Here is a 17,375-nt window from a genome sequence, read left to right on the forward strand (position 1 = left end):
ATTCCCACGAGCGGAATCGAACCGCTGCAAGTCGCCAGAGTGGGGGAATGGTGCTACTTGCCAAAAATGCCTTTAACTTTATCAATAACATCTCCAGCATTATTGCTAATTAAGTCCTTGGCTTTTTCGTAATATTCGCCTAAATCTTCTTTGTGATCTTCAATAAAGCTTTTGGCTTTATCAATATTGCCTTCACCGATCATATCTTCAACTTTCTTCATGATGTCGTCTTTATTCATAATAAAACTCCTTTACCAGTTCAGCTTTTAACGTCTTCAGTATTTGGACGTATTCCCGCACACAGTTCGACTCTGTATGCGGGAAAGAATTTATTTGAATTCAACTACGCCCGCTTTGCCAACATCATTTTCTCCATCAGATTGTTCCGAAATATTAATTTTGAAATGTGAAATATTAATGGGTTCTTTTGAGATTAAGTAGAATGAACCACTAGTTTTTGTTCCTGGGTTAACGATGCCATTAGAGTTATCATCGAATCCATATTCTGAATTCGATTCTTGATTAAATTCGTTTCCATTATCATCAATAACGGTTGCATGGTAATAAGATAAATCAAATGTTTTTTTGCCAACGTTCTTGAGTTTGTAGTCAATCCTTGTACGATAGTAGTGCTTAGGCAAAGATTTGACGTTTGGCATATTGTATTCAGCATTCGTATAGTTGTCTTCTTTATTAGTGACTTTCTCACTTGTTATTTTACTAATGCTATATTGAACAGAGCCTACTGTTGTAGATACTTTATCTGTTTGTTTAGCAGCATTCTTTGAAGATTTATTTTCAAAGGACTTTAATTCAGTTTTCAACGAACTATTTTCTGATTTCAGTGATGCAACTTCTGAATTTTTGTTGCCACATCCCGAAAGTATAAGTAGAGTGGCGGATACCGTGACAACTCCAAGCATTTTTTTCATTATGTATTCCTCCAAAATATGTACAAAGTTTACCGACGTTAGATTTTTGGTCGTAAGGTTATTCTTCTGGTATCCCATATGAAGAAACCAATTCATTTAACGTTTCTGGATATCGATCATTTTCTTCTATATAAAGAACGCTAAGTAAAGCAGCAGCAAAGACGTCTGATTCGTGTTCTAGTTTAGAGTGTCCAAATCTAATACCAGTGTAGTATCCAGATAATCCTTCATGTAAAATTACGTGCCCAACTTCGTGAGCCATAGTGTAGTAACGAGAGGGTAGGTACTTAATTCGCTCATTCATCATAACAACAGGCTCGTCATTATCATAAGTTGTTTTAGCAAATGGTCTTTTTCCAAATAAGGGAGTCCATTCAACATCTATATTTAACTTGTCAGCAATGACAAACGGATCAGCAGTTTTGTATCTTTCAACCACAGTTTCCACGGCTTCTTTGATTTTATCGGTATTCATAGGTAACACCTCTTAATCGTGCTTGTGGCGTTTCCAGAATATTGTTGTCATTGCAAGTTTTACTTGCTGCTTTTCTTCCTCGGTTAAATCTTCGCCACCATAAGTCATTCCACCCTCAAGATTTCTTTCCAAGAAAGTTTCCAAATCTTTCGTATCTTTTTCGTTTGCCCATTCAGGCGTCTCGTTCTTACCTAGCAAATAGTCCACAGTGACTCCTAGAACTTTTGCAACAGATTCAATACTTTTCTTTCTAGGATTATCAGATTTTTTCCAAGTATAAAGATAATTCTCACTCAAACCCGCTTTACGTTCAACTTCCGAAACAGACATTCCACGTTTTTTTATTATTTCTTTGGTTCTATCAAATAGCGTCATATAGGTATCTCCAATGCGTTAACAAAAAATACCTAGAAAATATTTTTAGAAATAACTAGACAAAAACTAGATTATATTCTAGAATAGATTTTGTTAAGAAATATTGTTATTAAAAAGAGCAAATTAAAAACACCAATCAATCAGCTGGCAGGCGTGATGTAATGGTTTTTATTGCTTATTTAACTATGGCTACATTCTAGCATTATTTTATAGAAAAAGTAAATAGCTCTAGGAAAAGTTCTTAACATATTTTACAAAAAAGGAGGGATTCACTTGTTTATTCACATGGAAACAAATAACAAAGCAGAAGCAATCAAGGCTTGGTTATCAAATAATCGACGCCTAGAAAATCAAGGAAGCTTGGCTAAAAAATTTGGCAAGTCTCGAACTTTTGTAAGTTTATCGCTTAATAAACAGTCAGTAACGAAGGCTTCGGAAATTTTAGTAAATGAAATTTATGAGTATTTGCGTGAAAAATACGGAATCTAGAAAGGGAGGAAACAACAATGGAAGCAAAAAATAAAAATTTAGAATCTTTAAATGAAAAAACTCTTCAACATCAGCTGCAACTGATATCGAAGAGTTCTGAAAAAGCCAATCCGTTAGAATTATCAGTTTTGACGGATGCCATGGTACGCGTTTTCGATGCGTTAAATATAAGCGAACAACGAAAATCTATTCTTTAGAAGCTTTGATTACGGTGTCTAAAAAACCGACATATACATTTTGGACAGAACTTGCAGGCACAGTATCTAATTTAGAATTTGATTCCAGCCAAGCCTTAGTTAATTCAAGAGCAATTTCTTTGTCTGACATTATGGTATCACCACCTTTATTTGAACTAATTAAATTATACACAGAAAGAAGGAAAACAAATGAACGAATTAGTAATCATGAAAGACCAACGGGCAGTTACAACTAGCTTACAAGTAGCAGAAGCATTCGAAAAGAAGCATAAGAATGTTATTCAAACAATCGAAGAAAAAATTAATTCGGCTGAAAATTCAGCCGATTACAAAGATATGTTTGCACAAGGAGTCTACGTGGATTCACGTGGTAGAGAACAGAAAATGTATTACCTAAATCGTGATGGATTTATATTTATCGCTGTAGGATTTAACGGTAAAAAAGCCGACAAATTCAAACTTGAATATATTAAAGAATTCAATCGCATGGAAAAAGCAATTAAGGAAGAACGTATCCAATTACCTAGCGATCCAATGAAAGTGCTGGAATTAATATTTGAAGCCAACAAGAACACAGATAAGAAAGTAGAGCGGATTGATAAAGATGTTAAGTACTTGAAAGACAATCAACGTATCGATTCAGCAGAATATAGCTATATTTCTAAGCATGTTAGTAGAAAGGTATACGAATATATTGATATGCACGGGTTAACATTAACAGCTCCTCAACGAAGCAAGTTATTTAAGGATATTAGCCGAGGAATCAACGAAGTAACAGGTGTTAAGACACGTTCACAACTACGTCAGAAAGATTTTGATATAGCAGATGAGCTTATTGACAACTGGCAACCATCAACGGCTACCGTTCAAATTATTAAACAAATGAGTAATGTAGTTGAAGGACAAACAACGTTAGGAGGTGATTAAGATGGCTGATAAGCAACGACTACCAGACAGTCAATTTCCTATGTACATGGATAAGCAAACGGCGTCTGACTATATTGGTTTCAGCGTTAAGACGTTAGAAAACGCCATTCAATTTAAAGGTTTAAGTATTGCTATTGAAGAGATTCCACACGTTCAGAAAGTTTGGTTGAACAAACTAAAGGTTAACAGATGGCTAGAGGAGGGATTATAGATGGTCGCATCAGTAAGTTTAGGACAAGCAGCATTTTATCTAATTTCAATGTTAGTGGCGTGGTTTGTTGGGTATGCAATGACTGGAGGTGATGAGAAGTGAATAAGGATAAGGAAACGGATCGTGAATATTATTTAAGACAATTTAGCAGAGTGAATAACAGAATTGACGACGTCTTTGGTAAAGGGACAATTGAAGTTGGTGAAAAAATTGTTGAATTATTAAAAAAAGAAGACTTAACGCATGATGGCGCATACGCAAGTCTTCAATATGCTTATAACAAAATTCAGTATGAATCTAACTTTTTGAAATTAAACTAGCAACACTCTCTATTTCTGCAGCTTCTAACGTTATGAAAGGCAAACTAACAGAATTATCAAGTGTTTTAAAGTCGAGAATTGAAGAATAGTTTGGAATTTTTAAGTCTTCGGTAATTTCAACCTTTGATAATTTAAGTAATTGATCTAAAAGCATGTCAGGCTTGTTCATCAATATCATGTTTTTTAATCCAAATCCAGAATCACTCACAAAGTAGGGTATAACTTTGTGTCGTACGACGGCGAATAAATCTTCAGACGCTTCTGGTGTGTATGTTTTGTCCCAATAATCTAAGTTATCGTGGGATTCATTAATAATTGGATTTTGGTACTTATCGTATCGAATCATATTTCCAGTAGCCAATCCAAAAGATGTTTTCCATAAAATTCTATAAGTTGGGTAATCGACTTTACTTTGCCTTTCCACAATTTCATTTGAAAATGCGACAGCTGCTTCAATAGATAAAATTTCATTTTTATTCATAAATATCACCTCCTTTCATATCGATTATACACAAAAGAAGGTGTTCAGAATTAAGAATTCAAAATAAAAAGCCCGCTACGGCAATAGCGGACTTGAAAACAAATAATATCAAAGGAAGTATAACACAAATGAATCAACAACAGTTCGAACAATATGAACGTGAATACGAACAAGAACGAGAGCGTAAGGAAATTGAAGCATTATTCGGAAAGGAGAGCGCTAGTGAATAACATTGATGAATTGTTTATTAAGTGGCAGAACGCCGAACGACAGGTTAAGCAAACTGTCAAAGACAATCGAGCAAGGTTGGACAAGGTCCGGTCAGAAGGCATTGATAAATTAAATGCCGTTCAAAGCGAAGCTAAATTAGCGTACGGGCAATTACTCGCAGAGTTTGGGGATGCCGAAGTATTAGATGGTATCGAGCGTATGCCGTTTGCGACTGACAAGAAGAACAGTTACGAAGTTAGATTGACCGATACGCCCAAAGCTATTCTAGATAAATATGGTGATACAGAGTATTTATCCGAATTATTGGTAGAAAAGACAACTAAATCAATTAGTAACACGCTAATTAAGCAAAAACTAGCCAGTGGGGAATGGCAGACCGTCAATGGTAAGACCATCGATGCCAATGGTGAAATTATTCCATTTATAGAAACACACCTTAAGAAGGATGATTTTAGAATAACGCAAGGAGCGATGAAATGACCACGGAAAACACTAAAACAATCTACGAAAAATTACAAAGCATTCACTCCAAAGTAACATACATTCAGAAATCGCAAAGCGGGTCACAATACACCTATGCTGGTTCGTCTGATGTGCTTGGTCAAGTCCATGGATTAATGGATGAAGAACATCTATTGCTAATCCCTAGAGTTGTTGACCAGCATACAGAAATTAGTACAAACAAAAAAGGATCACAAGTGGTATTTACTGAATTGCAACTAACCATGACATGGGTTAATTCGGATAATCCAGAAGAAAAGATTGAATGTCCATGGTATGCCCAAGGATTCGATACGGCGGGAGAAAAAGGGGTTGGGAAAGCATTAACATATGGCGAAAAATACTTTTTATTAAAATTCTTCAATATTGCTACTGATAATGCCGATCCTGATTCGTTTCAAAAAAACGTTGAAAGCAAAAAACAACCTGATCCAATTTCTAAAGAACACCAAAAAACATTAACCGACTTATTTGCCAGCATGGCAAGCGTAACTAATACCGATGTCAAGAAAGTAACTAGTGGTTATTTACAAATGGCTAAGGTTAATAGCCTCACTAAGCTAAATGATGATATAGCTGTCAGCTTAATTGATAAAGTGGCCAGTCAATTAGATAAACAATTAGAAAAGGAAGGAATGTAAATAATGCGACAAATTACAATTTCAGGAAACATTGGCAAAGATACAGAACTACGTACCACCAGCAATGGCGGACAGGTGGCCAACTTTAATGTGGCGGTACGACAGAATCGAGCGGACGATACAGGACAATATGGTACCGATTGGTTCAGATGTTCTGTGTGGGGCAAGCGAGCCCAGACTGTTGAAAAATATTTCAAAAAAGGTAGTCATGTTAGCGTCACGGGATCGTTAGAGGTCAGTGAATACAACGGTAAAACACAATTAGGTGTGAATGTATCAGACTTTGATTTACCCGATAATCAACGTGGAAATAATACTAATAATACGGCTCCGCAAGCTAATAACAATCCTTTTACTAATAATGGACAATCAATTGATATTGATGATAATGATTTGCCATTCTAGAGGATTGAACCATGCGGAGAACTAGAGCGGAAATACAGGGCGATGATGTAATACTGCATCTTGATTATCCAATCAATCTCGATCATCTAGAAACCGTTAGTGGAACCGATAACCAATTCTATGTTGACTTTGAAGTAGCTGATTTACGCAAAGCTAGAGCGAGCCAAAGGCGCTTATTCTTTGCACTATTACATGACATTGCAGAATTCACGATGGCACCCGAAGACTTCCTTAAAACGTTATTCTATACGCAATATTCAATCTATACGGCAGGGAAAGAGATTAGCTTATCAGATAACACTAAATCATCAGTAAGCGATGCTAACGTGCTATTAGACCTAGTTATTGACTTTATGTTTGAGTGGCACGTGCCGTTTAAGAAAGGGTATGAACTACTGCCAAAAGAAGAAGAATATTACCTATACCAATGCTGTAGGCACCGTGTATGTACCGTGTGCGGAAATCATGCTGATATTCACCATGTCGATGTGATTGGTAGCGGGATGGATCGGACCAAGGTTGACCATACGAAGCGACATGTCATGGCACTCTGTAGAGCTCATCATAGCATTATTGAGGCAATTGGAGCGAACAGGTTTGCACAGAAGTATCACGTACCAGTAACGGGAATTAAATTAGATGTTGAAACGCTTAAAAAGATTGGCGTAAGAGGTAATTACGGAGGTAAATAATTGTGGCGCAAAGAAGAATGTTTAGTAAACGTATAACTAATAGTGCAAGGTTTATCAAAATGCCCTTGAGCAGTCAGGCACTCTACTTCCATCTGGGATTACATGCAGACGATGACGGAGTGGTAGAAGCATTCCCGATCATGCGACAAGTTGGCGCTGTTGAGGATGATTTAAGAATATTAGTCGCTAAGAAATTTATAGTTGTTTTGAATGAAGACCTAGTTACTTATATAACGGATTGGAATGAAAACAACAGAATTAGAGCAGACAGAAAAGTAGATTCAATTTACAAAGAAATGCTTATTCAAATGGTTCCAAACATAAAATTGAAATCCTCTAAACGCAGAGCTGATACGGGAAAAATACCTGGACGTCCACTGGACAACCAATGGACCGCACAGGTTAGGTTAGGTAAGGATAGGTTAGGTAAGGATAGTAAAGATATATTGTCTGGTTCTGACGAACCCGACCGCATACCTTATCAGGAAATTGTTGATTATCTAAATGAAAAAGCGGGCACTAAGTACCGAGCTAGTGGAGCTAAAACACAACGATTAATTAAAGCTAGGTTTAATGACGGGTTTAATAGCGATGATTTTAACAAGGTAATTGACCTTAAGGCAGCAGAATGGAGTGGGACAGATATGGCGAAGTATCTTAGACCAGAAACCTTATTTGGCACTAAATTTGAAAGCTATTTGAATCAAGAACCGGCTGAATTAAAGAAGAAGGGGCAATCGTATGGAGGACTTGAGTTTTAATCTGCTGAACCAAGCGAAGGCGATTGATGAATATTGCAAAATTCATCCGAGCCAAAAGCTGATTAAAGTAGGCAACCAACATGAACCTTTCTGTATCCAGTGTGTTAAAGAACAACGAGAACAACACATGAACGATTTGGTGCTAAAAGGGGTGCTTAGTAACTACCACCGTGGATTTAGGGACGTTCTAATTAAGGATTCAATCATTGATGACGAAGACTTATGGAAAGCCGACTTTAGCAACTATGAAGTCGAAAAGGGAACCGAAGCAGAAAACAACCTGAACAAAGCGCGGCATTTGGCTGGTAGATATCTTAACCGCAGCTATACAGCCAATACAGTTATCACGGGTAATCCCGGTGTGGGTAAATCTCATTTAGCGATCTCAATGTTAAAAGCGGTCAACGAGCATATTAAGCCGAATGCTTCATGCCTATTTGTTTCTGTTAACGAGCTAATACGACTGATTAAGGATTCATTTAGTCACCCTGATAGTCAATATACCGAGTCTCGAATGGTGGAATTGCTAGGCAAGGTTAATTTATTGGTGCTAGACGATTTAGGCAGCGAGGCGTCGTTTAAGCGTGAATCAAGAGAGGCTAGTGAATATGTCCAGCAAGTGCTGTTCGGCGTCTTAAACAAGCGAAATCGGACGATTATAACCACTAATCTTAATAGTGATGAATTATCCAAAATTTATAATCCGAAACTGCTAAGTCGAATGTATAAAGGCGTTATGAAAAACGATGGAATTATCAAATTTAAACAAACTAAAGATAAAAGGATGGCGATATTTTAATGTGTGAAATATGCGAAGGGACTGGAAGAGTATATGTTGAAAGTTCAATTGGAGTACAAGTTAATCCATGTCCTAAATGTAATAAGGCTTACCGCAAAAGAAAGGGATACAAGTAATGATTAGACTAACAATACCAGGTGAACCAGTAGCGGCAAGTAGACCACAAGTACCTCGATTTGGTTCACCGTATTATAAGGAACCATATAACACGTACAAAAAGACTGTTCGAAAAATAATTGAAAAACAGTATACAGATAAAGTGATTCTAGAACCACTTTATGTACAGATTAAATTCTATCGATCGGTACAGAAAAGTGTTTCAAAGGTGGAACGTCAAAGAAGGTTGTCAGGACTTCATAGACCAACGATGAAACCAGATATAGATAATCTTTTTAAAGCGGTCACGGATGCTTGTACGGGGCTGTTATGGGTTGATGATGCACAGATAGTAAGCACAAAAACGAATAAATATTATTCAGAAAATCCACACATAGAAATGTTGGTGATTCCGTATGAATTTGAATAGTCATGATGAAAGAGTTCTAGCTAATTACTTACTGGAAAAGCTTGACGAAAATAACGATATTTTTTCAGTGATTTCAGTAATGAGTAGAAAGATGTACGAATTAAGACGAGATAGATTAGACGTCTATAACGCTTATCGGAAATTAAGTAGGGAAGAACACAATCACGTGGTAGCTGAAATATTATTACCATTTTAGGAGGAATTAAGAAAATGGAAATAAAAATAATTAATAATTTAAACTCGGATCCTGTTTTAATTACTTTTAATAATGATAAAGATAACAAGTTTCGTGTAACAAAAGATCAGTTGCTAGGTGATACAAATATAATTGCATCGCAATTAATGGAATGTGCTCGTGAATTAATTAGAAATAGAACGTCAAATAATTAAATGGAAGAGATTAAGAATGAAGGATAACGGCTTTATATTTAACGCAAACGTGAAAAAGGTAACTTTGGATAAGAATGGAGCACAAGTTTTATGTATTGAAGAATCAAAATGACGTGGGATACGCAAGCAATGTTTCATGGAATGCACTAAAAGAAGAAGCCAAACTGTTTGCCACTGAAGAAGACGCTAAGCGTGAAGCAATTGATTTAGCTACTGCTATGGCAAGAGCTGGTGTTGATCTTAGTTTTAAAGTGGAGGAAATCTAATGATTGTAATTATTAATGATGATTATCAGGTTAAGGTAGATAACTATTCAAACTACACCTTGCTGAAAGCTATCAGAGACGAATCTGGAGCGATTAAGACTGGCAAGGATGATTTACCTATGTTCACTACAAAAGGCTACTATTCCAATATGAGCCGTGCTATGAACGCTTGTATTCATCTAATGTTGGAAGATAAGTACGATGTGATGGAATTGACCCAGTATCTTGACGAGTTGGAGAACTTAGAAGCTAAGTTTCGTCCAGTATTAGAACGATTTAGAAAGGGTGATTAGTATGTTCTATCTATGGTATTTTTCAGCGGTAGCATGGATTATGCCGTCAGTGCTAATCGGTTACGGACTACATAACGGAATAATTGGTTGGGGTATCTATATTGCAGCCGTGATTATACAGACGTGGGTCAGTGTTATTTCGTGGCAGATTAAGGAATAAAAATAAAAAAGAAAGTTAGTGAATACCAGTGGAATTTATACTTATTTTTTTAATGGCGTTCTGTATTAGTAACACGTTTAATAGTATGTTTGCAGGATTTGTTTTTACGATTGTAGTTATATTAATGCAACTACAATAAGAATAAACATAAGAACATAGGTCCAATTTATCCAAGCATATGCGTCGAAAAAAGATAAAAATATTAAGTTTTTCAAATCTTTGTATTGATGAGTATTTTGGCGATAGTAACGGCTTCTTTTGGGCATTCCAATCTTTGAACATACCTTTGTGTATTGTTTGTCAAAGGTCCATGAAAATGATGACAATGCGAATTGTGCCGTAGAGGTATCTTTAGCAGATGCTAACCATTTTGCGTACTCCTTAAGTGAGGGATAGAAGTATCCTTGCGACTTATCAAATATTTTTAACAATTGCTTACCAAGTTCTTGGTATTCGAAAAGATTTAATTCTTTTGAGTAAAAATTGTATTCCATTATTTTAAAAATTTTGGAATAACAATTATCAAATATTTTTCGATCAGTGATTTGTTGCTCATTTATTTTAGAGTAGCGCCCACCAAGAATAGAACCTATTAAGCCAATAAGTGCTATACAGAGTGCTAATAAAGTTTTGTTATTGATATTCACAGATATTCACCTCAAATTAAATTATCCGTTATTTATATTTTTAAAGCAACGCTTAATGAATGTGTGGAAAGGTTAGTTACAAGCTAAACCTAAGTCCATCAATTTTGATCAGTTTAAAAAACTAACAGAAAACCAGTAGATAAATGTGTAGATAGAATGCTGTTATACCAACGATTACAGCATATGTGTGTAGAAAAACCTGCAGATAACTAGCAGATAAAGTGGTTAATGCAATATTTGCACTGACCAATATGGAGGCATTAATGACAGACAAACAACGATTCATGCTTTGGATATTAGCAATTATCTGTATCACGATTGCAGTAATAATTGCTTTACTAACAGGACAATTTTAGGAGGATTAAACGATGGATAAAGATGAATTTAAGAAAATAATGGACAATGCCTTTGAACAGGCAATGGAGGCGAACCTTTTATATGATGCAGTAAAAAATATTAAAAAGTGGGGTGCAGAACGTGGCATTACAGACGGAGACCCTAGCCGACAGCTAAATAAATTAACCGAAGAATTGGGCGAGCTGGCAGAAGGTTTTAACAAAAGGGTACCGGAACAGGTTAAGGATAGTCTAGGCGACATGTTCGTTGTTATGACATTATTTGCCGAACAGAACGGATTAGATATCAACGATTGTATCCAATCGGCGTACGATACTATCAAGGATCGTGAAGGCAAGAACGTTGATGGTGTGTTTATCAAGAAGGAAGATTTGGAGAAATAGCAATGCTTAAAGAAAAAGTGATAGCACAGTTAGAACTTGAAAGCGAAAAACTGGAAAGAAAAATGAGAAGGTTAAGTGATGTAATCAACGACCAGTATATTGGTATTTCGGATAGTCACAAGGCAATTATGATCGACCAATACGAAGCAATGCGTGATTATGATAATGCGTTATATCGGCGTATTAGAGACATAGAGGGTAATTACGATTAGAAAGACAAAACCAACAGTCGAACAATGGCATAAGGTTAATCAGTTATTAGATGATGTGGTTAGAGTGGGACACGTTAATAAGCGTTATTGCGATTGCGAAGTGTGCACTAAATTAAGTGATTACACTCGGAAAATTGGTTTATTGAAAAATGAACGTATTGAAGATGGAAGATGGGATCATCGCAAGATGAACACGCAACGTAGGCACGAACGGGATGCGATTAAGATTGCTAATCTGGCAGGTCAAGGATTTATCCGATCTGAAATTAGTAAGAAAATAGGTGTCAGTGTGGATTATGTCAGTAAACGTGCGCAAGAGTTTGAGATTGAAATTCAAAGGAAATAAAAAAGCATCCCTCGTTCGAGAAATGCCCGTAATATTATGTATTCGACTAATACCATTATACTACGGGAGTTGAGGGCGTGTCATTATTACCAGAATTAGACGAAAATAAAACAATTGAAAACACGAAACGTTTTTTTGAAAAAGAGTTTCCGACGTTGCAGAATATGGCGCATGTTGTATACGTTGATATTAAATCGCCAGTCATTAGTGGCATGCCAGTATCCCACAGTGCTGATAATGGGGTGGAAACTAAAGTTACTTTACATGCGTATGCCAAAGATATTTTAGGTAAAGTCGTTAAAGCATGTGGTGGCTTAGATCATAAGCATCGACAAATATTAGAGTTAAGATATTTCAAAAAATTAACATGGTATGAAATAGAAGACTTAACTGGCTATAGTCGAAGTCATGAAAATGACATACTTAATGAGGCTTTCTTACAATTCGCATGGGCATTTGTTGATGTGGATGATTTGAGAGTATTCAAAAGATGACAATATCCGGACAATTACACGTCACATATTCTACATTGTTCGAGTTATATTAGTATTATCGAAAGAATCAAATAACTAAGGTTCCTCTAATATGCCGATATTATACAATCTTTCGAGTGAGATAGATGGTTACACAAGCTTCCGTTTCAACAAATTCAATTCGGAAAGTCATGTACGTTTGTGGCAAGGTTCGATTCCTTGCTGTCTTATTGAACATCTGCGAAGCCCAATTATAGTTAGTGAGATAGCCCCGAAAGCTATCAATAATGGTTGGAGAGTGATGAAAAGACGGCAGTGCACGCAACAGTCAAAGGATGTTCATAGATCTAACGTGAGATGTGGCGGAACAGGTAAACGCTATCCGAAGCTAAGGTTGAAAGAAGCCAAGAAAAGGTAGGAGAGTACAAAATCCAGTATATGTAAGGTGCAAATCCTTACCATCTCGTTCTTATAACTAAGGTCACACGACTTAATTGTTGTGTGACTTTTTATATAGATCTTCCAGAAACTATGAAGTAAACTTATGTAGTAATTCTACTTTTGTGTTGGAGGAAATTATGAGTAATAAGGATAAACATGTATTTTTAATTAGATTTTTTGAGAAACAGTATGTTGAAAACTTTCTTGATAATGGAGAAATTCATTTTAATCCACTGCAATACTTTATTGATTTAGAAAATAACCAAGGAGACACAATAATAGGTGACGCTTTAGAAGGAAAGGTGGAAGGTAATATTTCCCCTGAAAGTGGTTGGGCATTTATGTTTAGAATAGCAGGTGATAAAAAACCAGCAACTGTAATTCCTACTACTACTGCATCAATTCATATAAATATACCTGATGAATTAAAGCAAACGATTTGTATTTCTTGTTTTTCGTGGATAGATACGGACGATATTGTAGAAGATGAAAAAACAAAAAGTTTTAAACTCACAAAGAGTGCTATAAAAAGGCTCCGTAATTTCAACACAGATAAAAGAATACCAATTATCATAGATCCAAATATATTGTTTAAACGACTTGAAAGTGAAAATGTTGGTTGGAAAGATGTTGAATATTATGATTCGAATGATATTGATGATGTCATGGGATTAGCAGAACAAGAGAATAATATTGCTAAAATTATTTTTCGGAAACGAGTTAAATATAGTGATCAAAAGGAATTTAGAATTGTTATAAAATCACAGGATACTGATAGTGATAATAATATCTATATTGGTAACCTTAGGGGTGTATGTAATGTGGTTGATAATTTTGACGATTTAAAAATTATTAAATAATAGTACCAAGTCTTGATAATTAATTTTATTAAGGCTTTTTATTTTGGAGATAATCACATGTGGAAACACAAATGGATTGATGAACACTTATTTAGTACATTGCCATTACTTAAGATTCCTAAACCAATGAAGATTAGATTCCCAGTATCTGGCGGGACTAAATGGTGCGTTAGGTTTAAAACAATGGATAAACAAGGTAATGGAGAAACACGTGAATATATGTTGGAGGTAAATAGATAATGAAAATTAATGAAGATAAATTAACGATTCATGTTTCACTTGATGATGGTGACTTTAATGCGGCTATGGATGAATATAAATATAACCGTGCTTTATTGAATATAGAAAAAGATGGTGCACCACAATTATTTATAAATGGAGTCACTTATCCTATTGTTCAGTTGTCATATCAATATCTAACTAATGGTATTAAAGATGGAGTTAACATATTGATTGCTGAATATATAGATGGTGACAAAATTAAACACATCATGATTGATAACGTTACAGGTCAAACAACTTACGGCAATGAATATCGTTTAAAAAGTCCTAGAAATAGTGATGTAAAAGCTATTGATGAATTAGTTAAACGTGGCTTTACTAAACAGCAAGCACTTAAGGCTTATCAATGCTTATGCAATCTAAGTTAAACCAACAACAGCGAACAGCTTTTTATAACAGTGTTGCATGGCGTCAGTTACGTAATCATATATTGGAACGTGATAACCATGAATGCCAATGGTGTAAAGCTAATGGATTAGTGGTTACTGATATGGATACAGTGCTAGAGGTTGATCATATCAAAGAGCTTGAGTACTATCCAGAGCTTCGGTTTGATAAGGACAACCTAAGGACATTATGTAAGGACTGTCATAACAAACGACATGGTCGAATGAACTATCGTAGTAATGGTAATGGCAAGCAGCAGAATAAATGGAAGGATGATGAACGATGGGATTAAGATGTAAGTTGTTAGGCCATAAGTATATTGAAGTACTCAATAGGTCAAGCTTATGCGATCTATTGGTGGTCTGTCGATGTGAACGATGTGGTTTGGTTCATGAGGATCGGGTGAAGCTATGAGTATAAAGTGTTTGTTCTCAGGCCATAACTATATCTATCATGGACTGATGAGTGCTAACAGTTGTATCTATCGTTGCTACTCATGCAGTCATTGCAAACATCAGAAGATAGTGGAGGTAGATTACAATGAAGTCAAGAGTCGATGGTACTAAGCAGGTCATTGTCTATGTAGTAATGCGACAACCACAAACTAACATCACAGAAGCCAACCGAGTTTACTTTAGTGAACGGCGAGCAAAGAACTATGTCAAGAAGAGAATCAACGATATTGATAACTTTGATGGTTATTATTATGTACAAAAATGCGTATTTTTTGATTGGCAGGCATTTTTAACTAAATTTAAAAAATAAAAATTAAAAATCATCCCCCGGGGTCAAAAATTTTAGTAAAAAAATTGAAATTGAAAACCGGTGGGTGAGCTCGACTTCCCAGAAAAAAGAGAAAAAATTAAAACGAGGGGGGGTGGGGAGTTTGAGTTTATCAAAAATCGAAGAATATTTTAAAAATAATAGTGATCAAGACAATATTTTATTGCAAGAAAAAATCGCTCGCTATTTGGATCTGAAAAAATTATATAAAAAGCTAGGAACAGCAATACAAAAGGACGGAGCCACTATTACAGTTGAGAATGGCAATCAAAAATTTACTAAGGTTAATCCAGCAATTCCAGAAAAAGAGAAGTTGAATACTCAACTTTTGAATTTGGAAAATGAGATTTTTAAGACGATTAAATCAACTAAAAGTACTATCGAAAATCACGCCCAAAATGCCCCCTCAAGCAGTAGTAAAGGTGGGCTAGTATGATACATCAAAAATACGTAGACGCCTATATAAACGCCTATAAAACGGGCAAAATAAAACTGAATAAAGAACGAGTGATGCTGATTGATTATTTGGAGAAATTTGTCCTAAATAACGACCAGCTTTTTTTCAACGAAGAGAAAATTGAAGACTATATTAGCTTCACGGAAAAATGGTTTTTCCCGACAGTTTTATACCAAAGATTTTTGGCAGCGTTCATTTTTCTTTATGATAAGGCCACTGATGATGTTTATTATGATGAGCATTTTTGGGTGGTTGGGCGAGGAGCTGGTAAGAATGGAACAATCAGTTCACTTGGAGCGTTTTTAATTAGCCAATTAAATGGAATACCTGGTTACAACGGCTCAATTGTGGCCAATTCGGAAGACCAGGCTAAAACTTCGATCACCGAAATATACAATGTAGTTAAAAGAAATGATGTACTTAGTGGTTCATTTAATGCGAATAAATCACAGATCGAATCAAAAGCGACTAATTCAATTGTGATGTATCAGACATCTAATGGGAAAACCAAAGATGGTTTGCGTGATGGCTTTGATGTGTTTGATGAAATCCACATGTATCAGGACGATTCTGGAGTTTCAGTTTATGAATCGGGGTTAGGTAAGGTACCCGAATCTCGGCAGTTTGAAATTGGGTCGGATGGATATGTTCGTGACGGCTATCTGGACGAAAAGAAAGATATTGCTTTACAAGTTATGGGTGGCCAACTACCACCGGATACTATGTTTCCATTCTGGTGTAAATTGGATTCCGAAGAAGAAGTTGATGACGAAACCATGTGGGAAAAAGCCAATCCAATGCTTTCTAAACCCCTGACTGGTTATGGTAAGACATTATTCCGAAAGATTCGGAAACAGTATCTAAAAATGCAATCTCAGCCGAGCATGCGGGAAGAATTTCTAACTAAACGAATGGACTTACCATTAAAGGATCCTGAAAAGTCGGTGGCACCCTATGAACAAATCAAAGCGACTAATGAGTCAATTCCGCTTTATCAGTTAGAAGGTCGAGAGGCAGTTGGCTCACTTGATTTTGCCAGCATGCGAGATTTTGCAGCGTGTGGTTTAACTTTCAAAATGGGCGGTAAGGTCTACTTTGTTTCACATCAATTTGCTCGAAAGCAATTTGTTGATAAGTATTATGGATATTCAGCGAACCCAGCTGATCGACCGCGGAACGTTGCTCCAATTGGTGAGTGGGAAGATCAAGGACTATTAACAATTCTAAATACTGAAACAATTGATCCCCGTGAGGTTGTCAATTGGTTTACCGAGATGCGTGAAAAGTACGTAATTGATAAGGTCGTTCTTGATAACTTCCGAGCTGACTTATTAAGAAAGTTCTTTGAAGATGCCGACTTCGAAGTTGACGTAATCAAAAACCCAACAGCGATTGATGGACTGTTGGCCCCCCGCATTGAAGATGGCTTCGCGGCCAATAAGTTCGTCTGGGGAGATAATCCATTGTTACGTTGGAATACGCAGAACGTGTTGGTAACGGTTGATGCGCGTGGTAATAAGAAGTATGGCAAGAAAGAAGAACGCCGTCGAAAAACTGATGGATTCAAAGCATTTGAGTATGGCCAATATCGGGTTGATGAAATTGAAGATGTTGATCCGGAAGAATCACTCGATTTATTGAATGGACTTAATTTCTAGCCGAAGGGAGGTGAACG

34 protein-coding genes are annotated in these 17,375 nt (G+C 36.1%); 27 read left to right on the forward strand and 7 right to left on the reverse strand.

The window, feature by feature from the left end; translation table 11 throughout:
• Nucleotides 1-53: 53 nt before the first annotated feature.
• The 4 genes from IV81_RS02220 to IV81_RS02235 form a co-directional block, all read right to left on the reverse strand.
• On the reverse strand, nt 54-239 hold the full coding sequence (locus tag IV81_RS02220; protein ID WP_057801850.1) for a hypothetical protein: 186 nt from the start codon (nt 237-239) through the stop codon (nt 54-56).
• Between the two features lie 90 nt (nt 240-329).
• Nucleotides 330-932 (reverse strand): LptM family lipoprotein, encoded by a 603-nt coding sequence (locus IV81_RS02225; RefSeq protein WP_057801852.1) that lies wholly within the window; start codon nt 930-932, stop codon nt 330-332.
• Between the two features lie 58 nt (nt 933-990).
• A complete protein-coding gene (locus tag IV81_RS02230) occupies nt 991-1,407 on the reverse strand; it encodes an ImmA/IrrE family metallo-endopeptidase (RefSeq protein WP_057801854.1) in 417 nt (138 codons plus the stop codon).
• A 12-nt stretch (nt 1,408-1,419) separates the two neighbouring features.
• On the reverse strand, nt 1,420-1,782 hold the full coding sequence (locus tag IV81_RS02235; protein WP_057801856.1) for a helix-turn-helix domain-containing protein: 363 nt from the start codon (nt 1,780-1,782) through the stop codon (nt 1,420-1,422).
• Between the two features lie 273 nt (nt 1,783-2,055).
• On the opposite strand from IV81_RS02235, the gene IV81_RS02240 reads away from it, so the two are divergent.
• Together IV81_RS02240 and IV81_RS02245 are read left to right on the forward strand one after the other, a co-directional pair.
• Nucleotides 2,056-2,271 carry a hypothetical protein gene (locus IV81_RS02240; protein ID WP_057801858.1) on the forward strand — a complete coding sequence of 72 codons (216 nt, stop codon included), beginning with the start codon at nt 2,056-2,058 and terminating at the stop codon, nt 2,269-2,271.
• A 17-nt stretch (nt 2,272-2,288) separates the two neighbouring features.
• Nucleotides 2,289-2,468, forward strand: coding sequence for a hypothetical protein (locus IV81_RS02245; RefSeq protein ID WP_057801860.1), 180 nt, complete (start codon nt 2,289-2,291; stop codon nt 2,466-2,468).
• Here the strand turns inward: IV81_RS02245 and IV81_RS09265 are convergent.
• On the reverse strand, nt 2,458-2,598 hold the full coding sequence (locus IV81_RS09265) for a hypothetical protein (RefSeq protein WP_011673224.1): 141 nt from the start codon (nt 2,596-2,598) through the stop codon (nt 2,458-2,460). The genes IV81_RS02245 and IV81_RS09265 overlap by 11 nt on opposite strands.
• Before the next feature lie 59 nt (nt 2,599-2,657).
• On the opposite strand from IV81_RS09265, the gene IV81_RS02250 reads away from it, so the two are divergent.
• From IV81_RS02250 to IV81_RS02260, 3 genes are all read left to right on the forward strand, one after another.
• On the forward strand, nt 2,658-3,395 hold the full coding sequence (locus tag IV81_RS02250; protein ID WP_057801863.1) for a Rha family transcriptional regulator: 738 nt from the start codon (nt 2,658-2,660) through the stop codon (nt 3,393-3,395).
• Between the two features lies 1 nt (nt 3,396).
• A complete protein-coding gene (locus tag IV81_RS02255; protein ID WP_057801864.1) occupies nt 3,397-3,606 on the forward strand; it encodes a hypothetical protein in 210 nt (69 codons plus the stop codon).
• Nucleotides 3,607-3,704: 98 nt separating this feature from the next.
• Nucleotides 3,705-3,926: a hypothetical protein gene (locus IV81_RS02260; RefSeq protein ID WP_057801867.1), complete on the forward strand. Its 222-nt coding sequence runs from the start codon at nt 3,705-3,707 to the stop codon at nt 3,924-3,926.
• Here IV81_RS02260 and IV81_RS02265 read toward each other — a convergent pair.
• Nucleotides 3,904-4,407 (reverse strand): hypothetical protein, encoded by a 504-nt coding sequence (locus IV81_RS02265; protein ID WP_057801870.1) that lies wholly within the window; start codon nt 4,405-4,407, stop codon nt 3,904-3,906. The two genes, IV81_RS02260 and IV81_RS02265, sit on opposite strands and share 23 nt — an antisense overlap.
• A gap of 222 nt (nt 4,408-4,629) precedes the next feature.
• Between IV81_RS02265 and IV81_RS02270 the strand changes: the two genes are divergently transcribed.
• The 12 genes from IV81_RS02270 (at nt 4,630) to IV81_RS09275 (ending at nt 10,072) form a co-directional block, all read left to right on the forward strand.
• The gene (locus IV81_RS02270; protein WP_057801872.1) at nt 4,630-5,118 is read left to right on the forward strand and encodes a hypothetical protein; all 489 of its coding nucleotides are present in this window, start codon (nt 4,630-4,632) and stop codon (nt 5,116-5,118) included.
• Entirely contained in the window at nt 5,115-5,780 is a 666-nt protein-coding gene (locus IV81_RS02275; protein ID WP_057801874.1) for an ERF family protein, read from the forward strand. The genes IV81_RS02270 and IV81_RS02275 overlap by 4 nt, the downstream gene beginning before the upstream one ends.
• A 3-nt stretch (nt 5,781-5,783) precedes the next feature.
• Nucleotides 5,784-6,185 carry a single-stranded DNA-binding protein gene (locus IV81_RS02280; RefSeq protein WP_057801876.1) on the forward strand — a complete coding sequence of 134 codons (402 nt, stop codon included), beginning with the start codon at nt 5,784-5,786 and terminating at the stop codon, nt 6,183-6,185.
• Nucleotides 6,186-6,196: 11 nt separating this feature from the next.
• Nucleotides 6,197-6,877: a putative HNHc nuclease gene (locus tag IV81_RS02285; protein WP_057801878.1), complete on the forward strand. Its 681-nt coding sequence runs from the start codon at nt 6,197-6,199 to the stop codon at nt 6,875-6,877.
• A gap of 2 nt (nt 6,878-6,879) precedes the next feature.
• On the forward strand, nt 6,880-7,638 hold the full coding sequence (locus IV81_RS02290) for a conserved phage C-terminal domain-containing protein (RefSeq protein WP_057801880.1): 759 nt from the start codon (nt 6,880-6,882) through the stop codon (nt 7,636-7,638).
• Complete coding sequence (locus IV81_RS02295) at nt 7,619-8,437, forward strand: ATP-binding protein (protein WP_057801882.1); 819 nt, start codon at nt 7,619-7,621, stop codon at nt 8,435-8,437. Before IV81_RS02290 ends, IV81_RS02295 begins: the two co-directional genes overlap by 20 nt.
• 115 nt (nt 8,438-8,552) lie before the next feature.
• Nucleotides 8,553-8,963 (forward strand): RusA family crossover junction endodeoxyribonuclease, encoded by a 411-nt coding sequence (locus tag IV81_RS02300; RefSeq protein WP_057801884.1) that lies wholly within the window; start codon nt 8,553-8,555, stop codon nt 8,961-8,963.
• On the forward strand, nt 8,950-9,159 hold the full coding sequence (locus IV81_RS02305) for a hypothetical protein (protein ID WP_011673236.1): 210 nt from the start codon (nt 8,950-8,952) through the stop codon (nt 9,157-9,159). The genes IV81_RS02300 and IV81_RS02305 overlap by 14 nt, the downstream gene beginning before the upstream one ends.
• A gap of 14 nt (nt 9,160-9,173) precedes the next feature.
• On the forward strand, nt 9,174-9,353 hold the full coding sequence (locus IV81_RS02310; protein ID WP_057801886.1) for a hypothetical protein: 180 nt from the start codon (nt 9,174-9,176) through the stop codon (nt 9,351-9,353).
• A 95-nt stretch (nt 9,354-9,448) separates the two neighbouring features.
• Complete coding sequence (locus IV81_RS09270; RefSeq protein WP_157059747.1) at nt 9,449-9,619, forward strand: hypothetical protein; 171 nt, start codon at nt 9,449-9,451, stop codon at nt 9,617-9,619.
• Nucleotides 9,619-9,912: a hypothetical protein gene (locus IV81_RS02315; RefSeq protein ID WP_057801887.1), complete on the forward strand. Its 294-nt coding sequence runs from the start codon at nt 9,619-9,621 to the stop codon at nt 9,910-9,912. Before IV81_RS09270 ends, IV81_RS02315 begins: the two co-directional genes overlap by 1 nt.
• A gap of 1 nt (nt 9,913) precedes the next feature.
• A complete protein-coding gene (locus IV81_RS09275) occupies nt 9,914-10,072 on the forward strand; it encodes a hypothetical protein (RefSeq protein WP_157059748.1) in 159 nt (52 codons plus the stop codon).
• Between the two features lie 116 nt (nt 10,073-10,188).
• On the opposite strand, the gene IV81_RS02320 is transcribed toward IV81_RS09275, so the two are convergent.
• The gene (locus IV81_RS02320; RefSeq protein ID WP_083484670.1) at nt 10,189-10,719 is read right to left on the reverse strand and encodes a hypothetical protein; all 531 of its coding nucleotides are present in this window, start codon (nt 10,717-10,719) and stop codon (nt 10,189-10,191) included.
• A 368-nt stretch (nt 10,720-11,087) separates the two neighbouring features.
• Here IV81_RS02320 and IV81_RS02325 point away from each other — a divergent pair, with 368 nt between their 5' ends.
• The 10 genes from IV81_RS02325 to IV81_RS02375 all read left to right on the forward strand — a co-directional run bounded on the left by IV81_RS02325 (nt 11,088) and on the right by IV81_RS02375 (nt 17,358).
• The gene (locus IV81_RS02325) at nt 11,088-11,459 is read left to right on the forward strand and encodes a MazG-like family protein (protein WP_201780911.1); all 372 of its coding nucleotides are present in this window, start codon (nt 11,088-11,090) and stop codon (nt 11,457-11,459) included.
• 2 nt (nt 11,460-11,461) lie between these two features.
• Nucleotides 11,462-11,671: a crAss001_48 related protein gene (locus IV81_RS02330; protein ID WP_057801891.1), complete on the forward strand. Its 210-nt coding sequence runs from the start codon at nt 11,462-11,464 to the stop codon at nt 11,669-11,671.
• A 142-nt stretch (nt 11,672-11,813) separates the two neighbouring features.
• The gene (locus IV81_RS02335) at nt 11,814-12,017 is read left to right on the forward strand and encodes a hypothetical protein (RefSeq protein ID WP_057801893.1); all 204 of its coding nucleotides are present in this window, start codon (nt 11,814-11,816) and stop codon (nt 12,015-12,017) included.
• A gap of 77 nt (nt 12,018-12,094) precedes the next feature.
• Entirely contained in the window at nt 12,095-12,511 is a 417-nt protein-coding gene (locus IV81_RS02340; protein WP_057801895.1) for an ArpU family phage packaging/lysis transcriptional regulator, read from the forward strand.
• Between the two features lie 557 nt (nt 12,512-13,068).
• Nucleotides 13,069-13,791 (forward strand): hypothetical protein, encoded by a 723-nt coding sequence (locus IV81_RS02345; RefSeq protein ID WP_057801897.1) that lies wholly within the window; start codon nt 13,069-13,071, stop codon nt 13,789-13,791.
• Between the two features lie 239 nt (nt 13,792-14,030).
• Complete coding sequence (locus IV81_RS02355; RefSeq protein WP_057801901.1) at nt 14,031-14,441, forward strand: hypothetical protein; 411 nt, start codon at nt 14,031-14,033, stop codon at nt 14,439-14,441.
• Entirely contained in the window at nt 14,426-14,752 is a 327-nt protein-coding gene (locus IV81_RS02360) for an HNH endonuclease (protein WP_057802105.1), read from the forward strand. The genes IV81_RS02355 and IV81_RS02360 overlap by 16 nt, the downstream gene beginning before the upstream one ends.
• Before the next feature lie 248 nt (nt 14,753-15,000).
• The gene (locus IV81_RS02365; protein WP_057801904.1) at nt 15,001-15,225 is read left to right on the forward strand and encodes a hypothetical protein; all 225 of its coding nucleotides are present in this window, start codon (nt 15,001-15,003) and stop codon (nt 15,223-15,225) included.
• A 121-nt stretch (nt 15,226-15,346) separates the two neighbouring features.
• Entirely contained in the window at nt 15,347-15,679 is a 333-nt protein-coding gene (locus IV81_RS02370; protein ID WP_057801906.1) for a P27 family phage terminase small subunit, read from the forward strand.
• Entirely contained in the window at nt 15,676-17,358 is a 1,683-nt protein-coding gene (locus tag IV81_RS02375; RefSeq protein ID WP_057801908.1) for a terminase TerL endonuclease subunit, read from the forward strand. Before IV81_RS02370 ends, IV81_RS02375 begins: the two co-directional genes overlap by 4 nt.
• The last annotated feature ends 17 nt before the right edge of the window (nt 17,359-17,375 follow it).

The sequence above is a fragment of the Pediococcus stilesii genome (assembly GCF_001437075.1).
GTDB lineage: Bacteria > Bacillota > Bacilli > Lactobacillales > Lactobacillaceae > Pediococcus > Pediococcus stilesii.